General features: G+C 58.3%; 17 protein-coding genes. 12 read left to right on the top strand and 5 right to left on the bottom strand.

Annotation, left to right across the window (positions count from 1 at the left end):
* The 4 genes from iscX to GTP44_RS13070 are packed head-to-tail and all read left to right on the top strand — an operon-like array spanning position 1 to position 2,746.
* Complete coding sequence (gene iscX, locus GTP44_RS13085) at positions 1-195, top strand: Fe-S cluster assembly protein IscX (RefSeq protein ID WP_160991485.1); 195 nt, start codon at positions 1-3, stop codon at positions 193-195.
* A complete protein-coding gene (locus GTP44_RS13080) occupies positions 182-1,072 on the top strand; it encodes a methyltransferase (RefSeq protein WP_161019785.1) in 891 nt (296 codons plus the stop codon). Before iscX ends, GTP44_RS13080 begins: the two co-directional genes overlap by 14 nt.
* Positions 1,072-2,082, top strand: a complete 1,011-nt coding sequence (gene ltaE, locus GTP44_RS13075; protein WP_161019784.1) for a low-specificity L-threonine aldolase — start codon at positions 1,072-1,074, stop codon at positions 2,080-2,082. The genes GTP44_RS13080 and ltaE overlap by 1 nt, the downstream gene beginning before the upstream one ends.
* The gene (locus tag GTP44_RS13070; protein ID WP_160991482.1) at positions 2,075-2,746 is read left to right on the top strand and encodes an RNA pseudouridine synthase; all 672 of its coding nucleotides are present in this window, start codon (positions 2,075-2,077) and stop codon (positions 2,744-2,746) included. Before ltaE ends, GTP44_RS13070 begins: the two co-directional genes overlap by 8 nt.
* On the opposite strand, the gene GTP44_RS13065 is transcribed toward GTP44_RS13070, so the two are convergent.
* From GTP44_RS13065 to GTP44_RS13050, 4 genes are read right to left on the bottom strand one after another with little or no spacing between them, the layout of a single operon-like run.
* Complete coding sequence (locus tag GTP44_RS13065; RefSeq protein WP_160991481.1) at positions 2,743-3,267, bottom strand: RDD family protein; 525 nt, start codon at positions 3,265-3,267, stop codon at positions 2,743-2,745. The two genes, GTP44_RS13070 and GTP44_RS13065, sit on opposite strands and share 4 nt — an antisense overlap.
* Positions 3,257-3,952, bottom strand: coding sequence for a DUF3106 domain-containing protein (locus tag GTP44_RS13060; protein ID WP_161019783.1), 696 nt, complete (start codon positions 3,950-3,952; stop codon positions 3,257-3,259). Before GTP44_RS13060 ends, GTP44_RS13065 begins: the two co-directional genes overlap by 11 nt.
* A 4-nt stretch (positions 3,953-3,956) precedes the next feature.
* Positions 3,957-4,361 carry a DUF3619 family protein gene (locus GTP44_RS13055; RefSeq protein ID WP_161019782.1) on the bottom strand — a complete coding sequence of 135 codons (405 nt, stop codon included), beginning with the start codon at positions 4,359-4,361 and terminating at the stop codon, positions 3,957-3,959.
* On the bottom strand, positions 4,358-4,927 hold the full coding sequence (locus GTP44_RS13050; RefSeq protein ID WP_160991478.1) for an RNA polymerase sigma factor: 570 nt from the start codon (positions 4,925-4,927) through the stop codon (positions 4,358-4,360). Before GTP44_RS13050 ends, GTP44_RS13055 begins: the two co-directional genes overlap by 4 nt.
* 457 nt (positions 4,928-5,384) lie before the next feature.
* Here GTP44_RS13050 and GTP44_RS13045 point away from each other — a divergent pair, with 457 nt between their 5' ends.
* The 8 genes from GTP44_RS13045 (at position 5,385) to GTP44_RS13010 (ending at position 11,854) form a co-directional block, all read left to right on the top strand.
* Positions 5,385-7,127 carry an acetolactate synthase 3 catalytic subunit gene (locus GTP44_RS13045; RefSeq protein WP_160991477.1) on the top strand — a complete coding sequence of 581 codons (1,743 nt, stop codon included), beginning with the start codon at positions 5,385-5,387 and terminating at the stop codon, positions 7,125-7,127.
* Between the two features lies 1 nt (position 7,128).
* Entirely contained in the window at positions 7,129-7,620 is a 492-nt protein-coding gene (ilvN, locus tag GTP44_RS13040; RefSeq protein ID WP_090176958.1) for an acetolactate synthase small subunit, read from the top strand.
* Positions 7,621-7,662: 42 nt separating this feature from the next.
* Positions 7,663-8,679: a ketol-acid reductoisomerase gene (ilvC, locus tag GTP44_RS13035; protein ID WP_160991476.1), complete on the top strand. Its 1,017-nt coding sequence runs from the start codon at positions 7,663-7,665 to the stop codon at positions 8,677-8,679.
* Positions 8,680-8,960: 281 nt separating this feature from the next.
* The gene (locus GTP44_RS13030; RefSeq protein WP_161019781.1) at positions 8,961-9,317 is read left to right on the top strand and encodes a transposase domain-containing protein; all 357 of its coding nucleotides are present in this window, start codon (positions 8,961-8,963) and stop codon (positions 9,315-9,317) included.
* A 527-nt stretch (positions 9,318-9,844) separates the two neighbouring features.
* The gene (locus GTP44_RS13025; RefSeq protein ID WP_161019780.1) at positions 9,845-10,699 is read left to right on the top strand and encodes a GNAT family protein; all 855 of its coding nucleotides are present in this window, start codon (positions 9,845-9,847) and stop codon (positions 10,697-10,699) included.
* Positions 10,700-10,815: 116 nt separating this feature from the next.
* Positions 10,816-11,109, top strand: coding sequence for a DUF6388 family protein (locus GTP44_RS13020; protein WP_161019779.1), 294 nt, complete (start codon positions 10,816-10,818; stop codon positions 11,107-11,109).
* Positions 11,110-11,201: 92 nt separating this feature from the next.
* A complete protein-coding gene (locus tag GTP44_RS13015; protein ID WP_161019778.1) occupies positions 11,202-11,519 on the top strand; it encodes a hypothetical protein in 318 nt (105 codons plus the stop codon).
* A 32-nt stretch (positions 11,520-11,551) separates the two neighbouring features.
* Positions 11,552-11,854: a hypothetical protein gene (locus GTP44_RS13010; protein ID WP_229256904.1), complete on the top strand. Its 303-nt coding sequence runs from the start codon at positions 11,552-11,554 to the stop codon at positions 11,852-11,854.
* 251 nt (positions 11,855-12,105) lie between these two features.
* On the opposite strand, the gene GTP44_RS13005 is transcribed toward GTP44_RS13010, so the two are convergent.
* The coding region (locus GTP44_RS13005) for an IS256 family transposase (protein ID WP_161019777.1) at positions 12,106-13,145 on the bottom strand (1,040 nt) is incomplete at its 5' end.

Genomic DNA, 13,145 nt, shown 5'->3' with positions numbered 1-13,145 from the left:
ATGAAGTGGACTGACATCACCGCGATTGCGGAAGCGCTGTACGACAAGTATCCGGATCTCGATCCGGCCACCATCCGCTTCACCGATCTGCACAACAAAATCATCGAGCTCGAAGAGTTCGACGATGACACGTCGCGCGGTGGTGAAAAAGTTCTCGAAGCAGTTCAACAGGCGTGGATCGATGAAGCAGCCTAAGAAACCCGTACCGAAGATTGGCGCCACCGTCACCAGCGCCGACAACATGCCGGAAATCCGCGAAGGCCAGACCGTGGCCTTGCTGCAGGAGCTGCACATCCTCACGCGCGATGGCAAAATGAACCAGGACAGCCGCCGCAAGCTGAAACAGGTCTACCACCTGTACCAGTTCATCGAGCCACTGCTGAAGGAAGTATTGACTGAGAAGGACAACGTCTCGCTGGTTGATCACGGCGCCGGCAAGTCCTACCTCGGCTTCATCATCTACGATCTGTTCTTCAAGGCGCTGCAGAACGACTCGCACATCTACGGCATCGAGACGCGCGAAGAGCTGGTGGCGCGCTCGCAGGAGCTGGCCACGCAGTTCAACTTCCCCGGCATGTCCTTCCTGCCGTTGTCGGTGGCCGAGTCCACCGAGTCGAAGCTGCTGCCGGCGCAGATCGATGTCGTCACCGCGCTCCACGCCTGCAACACGGCGACCGATGACGCCATCCAGTTCGCGCTGAAGAAGAAGGCCAGGCACATCGTGCTGGTGCCGTGCTGTCAGGCCGAAGTGGCCTCGGTGCTGAAGAAGAACAAAGGCCAGTCGCTGGGTAAGTCCCCGCTGAGCGAAATGTGGCGTCATCCGATCCATACCCGCGAATTCGGCAGCCAGATCACCAACGTGCTGCGTTGCCTGCAACTGGAAGCGCATGGCTACGGCGTCACCGTCACGGAGCTGGTGGGCTGGGAACACTCGATGAAGAATGAACTGATCATCGCCACCTACAAGAACCTGCCGCGCAAGCGTCCGGCCGAGCGCTTGAAAGAAGTGCTGGACACCGTCGGTCTGCAAGAAATGAATGCCCGTTTCTTCACCGCGGAAGAGGCGGCGTAATGGACAACTGGCTCGATCTGCGCAGTGATACCGTCACGCGCCCCGGCGCCGCCATGCGCGCGGCGATGAACGCCGCCGAAGTCGGCGATGACGTCTACGGCGACGACCCGACCGTCAACCGCCTGCAGGAATACGCCGCCGATTTGTTCGGCTTTGAAGACGCGTTGTTCGCGCCATCCGGCACGCAGACCAATTTACTGGCGCTGCTGGCACATTGCGGCCGTGGTGATGAATACCTGGTCGGCCAGGAAGCGCACACCTACCGTTACGAAGGCGGCGGCGCGGCGGTGCTGGGTAGCATCCAGCCGCAGCCCATCATCAATCAGCCCGACGGCAGCATCGCGCTGGCCGATATCGAGTCCTGCATCAAGCCGGACGACTTTCACTTCGCCCGCACCAAGTTGCTGGCGCTGGAAAACACCATCAACGGCCGCGTGCTGCCGATGGCGTACGTGCAACAGGCGACGACACTGGCGCACGACAAAGGCCTGTCCACGCATCTCGACGGCGCGCGCATCTGCAACGCCGCCGTCAAGCTGGGCATCACGCCGCGTGAAGTGGTGACGGGCTTCGACTCCGTGTCCGTCTGCCTGTCCAAGGGCCTTGGCGCGCCGGTCGGCTCGGTCCTGCTGGGCAGCCGTCCGCTGATCAAGGAAGCCAAACGCTGGCGCAAGATGCTGGGTGGCGGCATGCGTCAAGCCGGCGTGATCGCGGCAGGGGGCTTGTACGCGCTGGAACACAACATCCCGCGCCTGGCCGAAGACCACGACAACGCCGCCTACTTCGCCGCCGAACTGGCGAAGATGAAAAACCTCAAGGTCAGTACGCCGCAGACCAACATCTTTTACGTCGATATTCCGCAGTTCGTGCTGAAAGGCCTGGGCGATGTGCTGGAACTGACCCGCATCCGCATGTCGCTGGGTCCACGCACGCGCATCGTTACCCACATGGACGCGTCACGCGACGATATCGACCGTGCCATTACTGTATTTGGAGATTTCTTTGGATAACACGATACGTCTCTCCAAGCGAGTCGCCGACGAGCGCCAATGCTCGCGCCGCGAAGCCGAACTGTATATCGAAGGCGGCTTTGTCAGCGTCGATGGCGTAGTGGTGGAAGAGGCGGGCGCGCGCGTCGCGCCGGAACAGCAGGTCACGCTGGCGGACGACGCCACGCTGCTGGAGATCACGCCCGTCACCATCCTGCTGCACAAGCCCGCCGGCGCGGCGCAGCCCTTGCATCTGCTGAAGGCCGACACGCTGACGCGCTCCGCGCCGGGACAGCGCTTCCTCAAGCGCCACGTCACCGGCCAGCAGGAGATGGTGCCGCTGGACGTCAAGGCCAGTGGCCTGGTCGTGTTCACCCAAGACTTCCGCGTCAACCGCAAGCTGTCGGAAGAATCGCTGGAGCAGGAGATCATCGTTGAAGTCTCCGGCACGATCATGGAAGGCGGCTTGCAGCAACTGAACCAGATCAACGGCAAGGTAAGCTGGCAAAACGAAACGCGTCTGCGCTGGGCCGTCAAAGGCCTCAAGCTCGGCTCCATCGAAAAGCTGTGCAAGGAAGTCGGCCTGAAGGTCGTCTCCATGAAGCGCATCCGCGTCGGCCGCATCTCCATGGCCAGCCTGCCATCAGGCGAATGGCGCTACCTGCAAAACTACGAGAAGTTCTAAGCCGCCGACGCGGCTTTCTTTTTCTTTTCCAGCGGCGGTAGTTGCACCAGCCGGGTGCCGGCCAGCTTGTCATGCAGGAACTGGCGGTCCTTGTCGAAGAAGGCCGTCAGCGACCAGGCCGCGATGCCGATCAGTATCGCGCCCAGCGCCTGCCAGCGGTGCAGATCGGCCGCCAGCGCGACGATCAGCGCCGGCAAAATCCACATCCAGCTCAACAGATAGCGGACCACGGCAACGCGCGGCGTCACCGGGCCGCCGTTGGTGCTCACCAGCTTCATGCGCCAGGTGCGCATCGCCAAGGTCTGGCCTTCGCGCGTCCATTGATGAATGAAGTAGGCGCCCAGTACCAGGAAAGCCAGCGCCTGCCGCATGTGTTCGACCAGCGGCGTGTGGCTGCCGCCGGTGGCGACTTCGAAAATCAGGAAGGGCAGGAACAGTACGGCGAAGCCGAGCAGCGCCTCGTACACCATGGAGATCAGACGGCGCCGGATGGTTGGCTTGCTTACCGGATTATTTGACATCGGTCGGGGCCGCAGGCGTTGGCGGCGTGGAGGTCGGTGGAACCGGCGTCACGTTGGAGGCGTTCGGCAGCGGGACGTTGGGATCGGCCGGCGGCGTCGCCACCGGCGGCAGGATAGGCGGCACCACCGGCGCGGCCGGATTGACCGGTGCTGGCATCGGCATCTTGGCCTGCGTCGGCGTCGGCAGGTTGACCACCTGTTTTTTGGTGGCGGCCTTGGCGGCCAGTTCCTTCTTCTGCTCGTCCGACAGCGTTTGATATTCCTCCCACGACACCGCTTTCTGCGCCGGGTTCAGCTTTTGCGCGCGGGCGTAGTTCTGGCGGATCTGGCGGCGCTCCTCGGGCGACATGGCGACCCATTCGCGCATGCGGCGCTGCACGCGCGCCTGCTCGTCCGGATTCATCCTAGCGTAGCGCTTGGCGATGCCCAGCCACTTCTGCTTGCGGATCGGCTCGATATCGTTCCACTCGGCGGCCAGCGGCTCCAGCGCCTGTTGCTGCGCCGGCGTCAAATCCTTCCACATGACTTTTTCCGGTGGCGCGGCGGTTTTGTGGCCGGTGACCGCCGCCACCGGCGCCGTCATCAGGTCGGCGGCGTCCGGCTGGGCGACGATCCACGCGCCGCCGGCCGCCACCGCGACCACCGCTGCTCCTGCGCCCCACTTGGCGCGATTGCTCCATGCCATAGGCTTACTCGCTTTGCGTCAGGTAGGCGTTGAAGCCATGGTCGAGGTATGCGTCCAGCGGCAGCTCGTCCGACAGCACGGCGGCGTCGATCTCGGCCAGGTCGGCGATGCGTTCCTGCTGTTCGTACTGGTAAATGCCGACCATGCCGACCACCAGCGCCAGGGCCGGCACCAGCATGCCCCAGCGGCCCAGCCAGTTAAACTGCGACATGAAGCCGCCGCCGGCTGCCGCCAGCTCGGTTCTGACCACGCGCACCGCCAGCGGTACCTCCATATGGGCTTTCTTGCGGGCGAGCGCCATCTTGCGCGCCTGCGCCAGGCGGTCTGTGGTCGAAGCGGGCAGCTCGTCCAGCTTGTCATTGAGCGCGTGGCGCACCTTGTAAGCGAAATTCAGATCGTCGGTGTTCATAATGTTATTCCCTTGGCTGCCAGCGCCTCGGCCAGCGCATGTGTTGCACGAGAGCAATGCGTTTTGACGCTGCCTTCCGAGCAGCCCATGGCCTCGGCCGTTTCGGCGACGTCCATGTCCTGCCAATAACGCATCAGGAAGGCTTCGCGTTGACGTGCCGGAAGCTTTTGTACTTCGGCATCGATGATGTCCAGCATCTGCTGCCGCTCGAACTTATCGGCGCCGGATTCGGCCGCCTCGGTGCCTTCTTCGGCGGCGTAGGATTCGAGCATGTCGAAATCCTCATGCTCGCCGCCGGACGGCCCCATGCCGGAGAACAGGCTGACCCAGGTGTTACGAACCTTTTCCCTGCGGAAATAGTCGAGGATGGTGGTCTGCAAGATGCGTTGAAACAGCGCCGGCAATTCGGCGGCGGGTTTGTCGCCGTATTTTTCGGCGAGCTTGATCATCGCGTCCTGCACGATGTCGAGCGCGGATTCGTCCTTGCGTACCGCGTAAACGGCTTGCTTGAAGGCCCGGCGTTCGACGTTTTCGAGGAAGTCGGATAATTCTTTGTCTGTGGCCATGCGTCGGGGAGGGGGCTGCCGGGTGTTTTGAACTGAGGCGCATGCTAGCAAAAAATGTCGCGTTTTGCATGCTTTTGCGTCAAAACGGATCAATTTCCGAATTATCCCTTGCTCAAAGTGGTGCGCCGGTGTACCGTATGGGACGCTTTGAACAACCCCGAAGCTCTATGGTCTGGTCGCCGCAGGCACACAACGCCGCACACGACACGACGCGCTTTCATATGTAGGCAGTTTGCTCTCGCCCGTGCCACAAGCACGAGAGGTATGCATAACCACTACGGAAACCCCGGCCAAACGAGAGTTTGCGTTAGCGCCGCTTTGCACGTCACTACGGTTGACGGAAGAGGCAGTGCGACCGCATAAGTAAAGGGAGGCAGGGCAGAGCTGTAGCGGTAGGTGTACTTCGTCAGGACAGAGCATCCGATCAATCTCCAATGGACCTTGAAAGGAATGTTTCATGAATACCGAAGCATCTTCATCGCAATCGAGTAATCAATTTACTGGCGCGGAAATACTGGTGCGCTGCCTGGCCGAAGAGGGCGTCGAGCACGTCTTTGGTTACCCGGGTGGAGCCGTCCTGTACATCTACGACGCCATCTTCAAGCAAGACAAATTCCAACACGTTCTGGTACGCCACGAGCAGGCTGCGGTCCACGCCGCCGATGCGTACTCGCGTTCGTCGAACAAGGTCGGCGTCGCGCTGGTGACGTCCGGCCCGGGCGTCACCAATGCCGTGACCGGCCTGTCCACCGCGTACATGGATTCCATCCCCATGGTGGTGATCTCGGGCCAGGTGCCGAGCCACGCCATCGGCCAGGATGCGTTCCAGGAATGCGACACGGTCGGCATTACCCGTCCGGTCGTCAAGCACAATTTCCTCGTCAAGGACGTCAAGGACTTGGCCGAGACCGTCAAGAAAGCCTTCTTCATCGCCCGCACCGGCCGTCCAGGCCCTGTGCTGGTCGATATTCCGAAGGATATCTCGATGCACAAGACGACCTTCTCGTACCCGAAAGAGGTCGAGATGCGTTCGTACAAACCGGTCGACAAAGGTCACTCCGGCCAGATCCGCAAGGCGGTCCAACTGCTGCTGCAAGCCGAACGTCCGATGATCTACACCGGCGGCGGCGTGATCCTGGCCAATGCCTCGCCGGAACTGAATAAACTGGTCGACAAGCTGGGCTTCCCGGTCACCAACACGCTGATGGGCCTGGGCGCGTACAAGGCGTCGAGCGAAAACTTCGTCGGCATGCCCGGCATGCACGGCACCTACGAAGCCAATATGGCGATGCAGCACTGTGACGTGCTGATCGCCATCGGCGCCCGCTTCGACGACCGCGTGATCGGCAATCCGAAGCACTTCGCCTCGAATCCGCGCAAGATCATTCACGTCGACATCGACCCGTCGTCGATTTCCAAGCGCGTCAAAGTGGACATCCCGATCGTCGGCAACGTCAAGGACGTGCTGATCGAGTTCCTGGCGCAGCTGGACGCGTCGGACGCCAAGCCGAATCAGCCGGCGCTGAAATCCTGGTGGAAGCAGATCCAGGAATGGCGCGGCCGCGACTGCCTGAAATTCGCCCCGTCCGACCTGGTCATCAAGCCGCAATCGGTGGTGCAAAAGCTGTGGGAAGTGACCAAGGGCGACGCCTTCATCACCTCCGACGTCGGCCAGCACCAGATGTGGGCCGCGCAGTACTACCCGTTCGATCAGCCCAAGCGCTGGGTCAACTCGGGCGGTCTGGGCACCATGGGTGTCGGCCTGCCTTACGCCATGGGCGTGCAGATGGCCAATCCGGACGCCACCGTCGCCTGCATCACCGGCGAAGGCTCGATCCAGATGTGCATCCAGGAGCTGGCGACCTGCAAGCAGTATCACCTGACGCCGAAGATCATCATGCTGAACAACCGCTTCCTGGGCATGGTGCGCCAGTGGCAGCAGATCGACTACGGTTCGCGCTACTCCGAGTCCTACATGGATTCGCTGCCGAACTTCGAGAAGCTGGCCGAGGCCTATGGCCACGTCGGCATGCGCATCGAGAAACCGGGCGACGTCGACGGCGCCCTGCGCGACGCCTTCGCGATGAAGGACAAGCTGGTGTTCATGAACTTCATCACCGATCAATCGGAAAACGTCTGGCCGATGGTTAAAGCCGGCAAGGGTCTGTCCGAAATGCTGCTGGGTTCGGAGGATCTCTAACATGCGACATATTATTTCTGTATTGCTGGAAAACGAAGCCGGCGCCTTGTCCCGCGTGGTGGGCCTGTTCTCGGCACGCGGCTACAACATCGAGACGCTGACCGTGGCGCCGACCGAGGACGCGACGCTGTCGCGGATGACCATCGTCACCACCGGTTCGGACGACATCATCGAGCAGATCACCAAGCACCTGAACCGCCTGATCGAAGTGGTGAAGGTGGTGGACCTGACCGAAGGCCATCACATCGAACGCGAACTGATGCTGATCAAGGTGCGCGCGGTGGGCAAGGAGCGTGAAGAGATGAAGCGCACGGCGGATATTTTCCGCGGCCGCATCATCGACGTCACCGAAAAGAGCTACACGATTGAACTGACCGGCGCCAAGAGCAAGCTCGACGCGTTCATCGACTCGATCGACCGTGCCTCCATTCTGGAGACGGTACGTACCGGCGGTTCCGGCATCGGACGCGGCGAACGCATCCTCAAAGTTTAAGCAGCACGCAACTCATACATAACGAATTTACTAGGATTAAAAATGAAAGTTTTCTACGATAAAGACGCTGACCTCTCCCTGATCAAAGGCAAAAACGTGGCCATCATCGGCTATGGCTCGCAGGGCCACGCCCACGCGCAAAACCTGAGCGAATCGGGCGTCAACGTGACCGTTGGCCTGCGCAAGGGCGGCGCCTCGTGGGCCAAGGTGGAGAACGCCGGCCTGAAGGTCGCCGAAGTGAACGAGGCCGTCAAAGCCGCCGACGTCATCATGATCCTGCTGCCGGACGAGAACATCGCCCAGGTCTACAACGAAAACGTCGCGCCGCACGCCAAGCAAGGCGCGGTACTGGCCTTCGCCCACGGCTTCAACGTGCACTACGGTCAAGTCGTGCCACGCGCCGACCTGGACGTGATCATGGTGGCGCCGAAAGCACCAGGCCACACCGTGCGCGCCACCTACACCCAGGGCGGCGGCGTGCCACACCTGATCGCCGTGTACCAGGATAAATCCGGCGTCGCCCGTGACATCGCCCTGTCGTACGCATCGGCCAACGGCGGCGGCAAGGCCGGCATCATCGAAACCAACTTCCGTGAAGAAACCGAGACCGACCTGTTCGGCGAACAAGCGGTGCTGTGCGGTGGCGCGGTTGAACTGATCAAGGCCGGCTTCGAAACCCTGACCGAAGCTGGTTATGCGCCGGAAATGGCGTACTTCGAGTGCCTGCACGAACTGAAACTGATCGTCGACCTGATCTACGAAGGCGGCATCGCCAACATGAACTACTCGATCTCGAACAACGCCGAATACGGCGAGTACGTGACCGGCCCACGGGTTGTGACCGAAGACACCAAGAACGCCATGCGTCAGTGCCTGAAGGACATCCAGACCGGTGAATACGCCAAATCGTTCATCCTGGAAAACAAAGCAGGCGCACCGACCCTGATCTCGCGTCGCCGCCTGACCGCCGAGCACCCGATCGAAGAAGTCGGCGCCAAGCTGCGCGCCATGATGCCTTGGATCGCCAAGAACAAGATGGTTGACCAGTCGAAGAACTAATCAGTTCCTCACACCACGAAAAGCCGGCTTCTGCCGGCTTTTTTCATATGACGCGCCATGATGTAGCTGGCGCCCCTCCCCCCTGTTCCACTCTGCTAGGGCGGAACATCCGTCAGGATAGATGTGTCGAGCTGGACGATGACATAGCGGTGGTCGTCCAGCTTGCACAAAAAAATTCCGCATGGCAACATCTCCTTGCTGGATAGATTCAATTCACGTCAATTCAGATCCGCTGATGACGATGTTGGCGATTTATTGTCCAGAAGATAGCGAGGTTTGCCTTGGAAAGTCAGGTAATAAGCGGTCATTTAGAGTACAAAAAATTCCGAAGGGGAATAATAAATGGCGCACTTTCCGAGGAGCGCAGCAGCAGCTATGGCTATCGGAGCATTCAAGACGAGTCCCGGCAGGTACGTCCCGTCGCCACTGGTAGGAAGAACTGGCTTTTCGCGGACACCGTGGATGGTATGCGTGCTAATGCGTTGATGTACAGCCTTGTGCAGACGGCGAAGGCCAATGATTTGAATCCGCACGACTATTTGCGGCATGTGTTCATGACATTGCCCTATCTGAAGACGGCCGCTGAGGTCGAGTCTTTGCTGCCGTGGAATCTGCCGCAGTTGCGCCGCGCCCACTAGAAAAAATTTTGTGTGCGGGGATGCTCCTAAGTGTGTATATCAAATTCGTTTCTTAACCCTTTGACTGGATTGACATGGCTTTCTTAGATTGGTTTTACCTTCCGACGGCGATTGTTAGTTTGGCGCTTGGCTATATCAGTGCTCGCGCTGAACTGTTTAGAATTTATTCTAAGCGCCGCCTCCCTATGGTGCAACGGGACTTGGAATTTTACGTCAGGATGAATGGATCGACGCAACTCCAGATCGTCTACCTCGCTGAATCGATTTTGACCGGCGTATCATGAGGCGGAGCTGGTGTCCTTCTTTGGGGGATACACTTGATGCCATCCACAGAAAGTCCTCCGAATCTACCATCGGCAATCTGTTGGATAACTGGGCTGTCCATCTACCTTTACTCTGCATTTAGGCTTGGCCGCTTTGTTCGAGCGACGAGCATGTTTGATGAAACCAAAGCTAGGCTCCTGCGCGAGCTGGAACGTTTGCAGAGCTCGGATGCCGCCAATAGTGAGAATACCTAAGCGAAATAAATGGCCATCACCAGAGCTGCTATACCGACAATAAAGATCAACGAAACGAAGCATGGCGTAGCAGCGAAACCTGCTACTTATGTGGTTGAAGTGCGAAGGAAATCAGAGCCTGAAGGTGATCCTATTGCGTACCTGTTGATCCAGCGCGAGGAGCAACAGCGTCTCGATGAACGAGATGGAAGCGTCTTTGAGGCCAACATTGAAATCACATATACAGAGATCGTTTCAAAGGACTATTCATGGGACGTATCGAAGAAGGGGTGGTTTACTGCGTGTTACTCAAATCTTGGAAATGAGCCGAAGATATCGCTGTCGGCGGCTAGACCTTATAACATGGGCTATGTGATTGTCGAAATGGAGCGCTTGCGAGGACAACGATTCGGAACCTACCTCATGAACGAAGTCGTGTCGTGGGCTAAGCGTTGGCCAGATGCCACCATTTTGCCAATCCACCTCCTTGCGGGGCAAGCATACGAGGGAAACAAGGAGCGTCGAAATCGGTACTACGAGCAGTTCGGACTTGAATTCGAATATGCTGATGGAAGCAAGGCATCAGGTATGTCAAAGCCAATGCGAGCAGCGCAATTGGTAGATATCGATTCTTGGAAAGAGAATATCCGTGAACTGGACCTGCATGGCTACATGACGTTCTTGCTTACTGAGCGTCAGAAGAACGATCGTGAGATTACCGAGCTGCAGAGACAACTTGATAGCAATCGGAGTTATATGGCGAAGGTCCGGGCAGCACCATTCCGATGGGCATTTGAGCAGCGCTTCCCTAATTTCATCGAAACGATAGTAAGGCTCATACTGTTTGGCCTGCTTGCCTATAGCGTAGTCTCTGCATTTCGCTAATGCCCCATGTTTTAATCGCTGCTACTATATATGCCATATCAGTTGCTGATCTGAAGGGCCGTTTCATTTAAAGGCGAAACAACGGTCTTCAATCTCCCTTAATTATTGGAAATGACATGACTAGACTTACCGATGAAAAGCTTGAAAAGGGACGTATGCGATTCCTCGCTGGTTTTCCCAATGTCAAGGCTCGTATTGACGCATTAGATCAGGCAGAGGCCGACGCTTTAGGCATCACTTTGGAGCACTTGCGCGAGAGTGAAACTATGCGTGAGCTGTGTGAAGTGGCGCGCCTGAAGAACGTCGACTCCACGGAACTTTTCTGGAGCTGTATCGCCGATACTTCGGCAGAGTTAGAAGAAATGTTGGAACGCCGCGATGCTGCCGAGAAGCGAGCTATAGGACTTTAAGAAGAACGGACGCTCCCCCCTTTTCCGTTATGGGCTTCATTCAGTTCCGGCAGGCCTCTTAAGAATTTTCGTAATAAGCTCAGGGATTTTGTATGTTAAAGTTGATACGTAAGTCTGATCGTACACTGCCGATTATTTGTTGTGATGTGTGCGGTACATGGATTGATGATGCAGCACTCGGCGCTGCTGTTTTTGCTAGCCTTAGTTCAGAGGGCGACACAAATGAAGCACGGCTAACTCATAAAGGCGCTTGTCACGACAAGGCGGAGGCAGAGCTCCGAGGCAAAGGACATAACGTCGGATGGCTGGAATTGAAAGACTTCCTTTCCAATATGCTTCACAATTCAGGCGTATCTCTGGACGTGCTGAAGCAGATGCACGCCGATCATGAGAAATTTGGACGACTGTAAATCCCGCTCCGCGTACAACGCCATTCAGCATCATGAATCCACGTGACCGCGAGGCAATTATGTTAGACAGATGTGTGCTGGCAGCGCGATCTGTCGATGTGCCTATTGATGCCGAAAATGGTAGAGAGGCCAATATCTTTCGTGTCGCCGCGATGGTGATGCAGTCGAGCTTTCCCTTCGAGTGCAAAACCTTGATGGCGTGTGCCGACCGATACTTCGCTGCCAACCCCGATGAGCTGGCTCCTGTAGTGAATGTCATACATCAAGGGGATATCATCAGCCTGCCAAGGTTGCGGAACTCACTCACACGAAAGCTTAATGCAGCAGCACGGTAGTTCACTTTATGGACACGCGTCATGTGCCGCCTGAAAGACGAACCGCCATAACATTTTGGCGATCCAGCTGACCAAGGTAATTCCGATTCCTAGGATGAGCAGTACACCCCATACAACGGTCCCGCGCAGACCAACATAAAAAGCGCACACAGCGCCGGTGACCTGAGAGAGTGGCATCAGCCAGTCGGGACCAAAACTTAGCCCTGCACGCCGCGGACGTGTAAGAAATTCTGTGTGTGCGGGGCCGGTTTTTAGTTAATCGCGTTCGTGAAGCGTTCGCCAAACATGATGGCAAATTGATTGGCCGCCAGCTTCCAAGTCCGCTGTGGCATCTTCCAATCTTTTTCGATATTACGCAAGGCCAGGAACAGCAGCTTGGTCGCCGCCTCGTCGCTGGGGAAGTGACCACGGTTCTTGACGATCTTCCTGAGGCGCATATGCAGGCTCTCGATGGCGTTCGTAGTGTAGATGATGGTGCGTACCTCCGGCGGGTAGGCGAAGAATGGAATCACCTGCTGCCATTGGCGCCGCCACATGGCCGCCACGGTCGGGAATTTCTTGCCCCACGGCCCGGCCTCAAATTCGTCCAGCGCCGCTGCTGCCAGATCGGCATTGGCGGCCTGATAGACGGGCTTCAGAGCCGCAGCGAGCTCCTTACGGTCCTTCCAGGCTGCCAGCGTGGTCGAATTGCGAATCAGATGCACGATGCAGGTCTGGATCTGCGCCTGCGGATATACCGCTTCAATGGCTTCTGGGAAGCCGCGCAGGCCGTCAACGACGGCGATCAGGATATCGTCCAGCCCACGGTTCTTGAGCTCGTTAAATACCTTCAGCCAGAACTTGGCGCCCTCGGTCTGCTCGATCCACAGCCCCAGCACTTCCTTGCGTCCGTCGGCGCGGATACCCAGCGCCAAGTAGACGGCCTTGTTCTTGACAGTGCCCTCGTCTCGGATTTTCAGGCGCAAGGCGTCGAAGTAGACAATCGGGTACATCGTTTCCAGCGGACGCTGCTGCCATTGGGTGACTTCCTCGATCACCTCGTCCGTGATGGTCGAAATCAGCATCGGCGACACCTCGGTGCCGTACAGCTCCAGCAGGTGCCCCTGGATCTCGCGCACGCTCATGCCGCGTGCGTACATGCTGATCACGTGGTCGTCAAAGCCAGGCATGCGCCGCTGGCCTTTCGCCACCAGCTGCGGCTCAAAACTGGACAGGCGGTCGCGTGGAATGTCGAGGTGCAGTTCACCGCCCGGTGCAAGAACCTTCTTGGGCGTGGTGCCGTTTCTATGGT

The sequence above is a fragment of the Duganella lactea genome (assembly GCF_009857505.1).
GTDB classification, from domain to species: domain Bacteria; phylum Pseudomonadota; class Gammaproteobacteria; order Burkholderiales; family Burkholderiaceae_D; genus Rugamonas; species Rugamonas lactea.
Note: the sequence above shows the minus strand (reverse complement) of the source record. Positions and strands in the feature narration are given on the sequence as shown.

Coding starts and splice junctions, on each gene's coding strand:
- ilvC (WP_160991476.1), top strand. CDS start 7,663: ATGAAAGTTTTCTACGATAAAGACGCTGACCTCTCCCTGATCAAAGGC.
- GTP44_RS13065 (WP_160991481.1), bottom strand. CDS start 3,267: ATGTCAAATAATCCGGTAAGCAAGCCAACCATCCGGCGCCGTCTGATC.
- ilvN (WP_090176958.1), top strand. CDS start 7,129: ATGCGACATATTATTTCTGTATTGCTGGAAAACGAAGCCGGCGCCTTG.
- ltaE (WP_161019784.1), top strand. CDS start 1,072: ATGGACAACTGGCTCGATCTGCGCAGTGATACCGTCACGCGCCCCGGC.
- GTP44_RS13025 (WP_161019780.1), top strand. CDS start 9,845: ATGGCCATCACCAGAGCTGCTATACCGACAATAAAGATCAACGAAACG.
- GTP44_RS13045 (WP_160991477.1), top strand. CDS start 5,385: ATGAATACCGAAGCATCTTCATCGCAATCGAGTAATCAATTTACTGGC.
- GTP44_RS13060 (WP_161019783.1), bottom strand. CDS start 3,952: ATGGCATGGAGCAATCGCGCCAAGTGGGGCGCAGGAGCAGCGGTGGTC.
- GTP44_RS13020 (WP_161019779.1), top strand. CDS start 10,816: ATGACTAGACTTACCGATGAAAAGCTTGAAAAGGGACGTATGCGATTC.
- GTP44_RS13010 (WP_229256904.1), top strand. CDS start 11,552: ATGAATCCACGTGACCGCGAGGCAATTATGTTAGACAGATGTGTGCTG.
- GTP44_RS13080 (WP_161019785.1), top strand. CDS start 182: ATGAAGCAGCCTAAGAAACCCGTACCGAAGATTGGCGCCACCGTCACC.
- iscX (WP_160991485.1), top strand. CDS start 1: ATGAAGTGGACTGACATCACCGCGATTGCGGAAGCGCTGTACGACAAG.
- GTP44_RS13015 (WP_161019778.1), top strand. CDS start 11,202: ATGTTAAAGTTGATACGTAAGTCTGATCGTACACTGCCGATTATTTGT.
- GTP44_RS13055 (WP_161019782.1), bottom strand. CDS start 4,361: ATGAACACCGACGATCTGAATTTCGCTTACAAGGTGCGCCACGCGCTC.
- GTP44_RS13050 (WP_160991478.1), bottom strand. CDS start 4,927: ATGGCCACAGACAAAGAATTATCCGACTTCCTCGAAAACGTCGAACGC.